This window comes from Arthrobacter sp. SO5 (genome assembly GCF_020532805.1).
Taxonomy (GTDB): Bacteria; Actinomycetota; Actinomycetes; order Actinomycetales; family Micrococcaceae; genus Arthrobacter.
Genome location: NZ_MQTQ01000101.1, coordinates 77,758 through 78,781 on the forward strand (window position 1 = coordinate 77,758; position 1,024 = coordinate 78,781).

Annotated in this window: 1 protein-coding gene; it reads left to right on the forward strand. The window is 67.9% G+C overall.

Annotated features, from left to right (window positions below; genetic code table 11):
• Positions 1-850: integrase core domain-containing protein (locus BJG92_RS17455; RefSeq protein WP_232085240.1), on the forward strand; the 850-nt coding region annotated here is incomplete at its 5' end.
• Positions 851-1,024 lie beyond the last annotated feature (174 nt).

The window sequence follows — 1,024 nt, forward strand, 5'->3', positions numbered from 1 at the left end:
CGGTGCAGGCCAGAACGACACGCCACCGGTGCTGGTGATGACTTCGGCGTTCTCGGGATTCATCCAGGCACGGATGCTGCCCTCACGGACGACGCCGGACCTTTTGGGCGGAATGTGGACTCTTCTCCAGGACGCGCAGGCTGTTCCGTCCCGGCTGCTGTGGGACAACGAGTCCGGCATCGGCCGGCGCCGGCCGACCCAGCCGGTGGCCGCGTTCGCCGGGTCCCTCGGGCTGGAGATCAAGCTGCTGCCGCCGCGGGATCCGGAGTCCAAGGGCATGGTCGAGCGGATGAACAGGTTCTTCCGGCAACGCTTCATGCCGGGCCGGGACTTCCGCTCACCAGCGGATTTCAACGGCCAGCTGGAGGACTGGCTTCCCAAGGCCAACCACCGGTACTCGCGGTCCCGCCACGGCCGCCCTGACGAGCTGATCGTCCTGGACCGGGAAAGGATGCGGGAACTTCCGCCGGTAAGCCCGGAAACGGCGTTCCGCAACGCGGTGCGGCTGCCACGGGATTACTACGTGCGGGTGTTCTCCAACGACTATTCCGTGGACCCGTCGTTCATTGGGCGGATCGTTGATGTCGCCGCTGATCTGGACACTGTCTGGGTCACCCATGACGGCGTCATCATCGCCACGCACGTCCGGGCCTGGGCCCGGCATCTGGTGGTGACCGATCCGGCCCACGTGGCCCGCGCGGCGGTGATGCGCCGGGACTTCCGGACCCAGCGGGTGCGCCGTCCCGAACCGCCAGAATCTGTGGAGGTGCGGGATCTGGCCGCCTACGACGAGATCTTCGGCATCGACCTCGGCCAGCAGCCGAACCTGGTCCTGGAGGTGGTCTCATGACCGGGACACCGTCACAGATCGAGTACTACGCCCGGGCTCTGCGCGCGCCACGGATCAGCGATGGGTTCCGCCGTCTCGGGGACCAGGCCCGGGACGCCGGCTGGTCGCACGAGGAGTACCTGGCCGCCGTGCTCTCCCGTGAAGTCTCCGAACGCGAAGCCTCCGGAGCGGCGA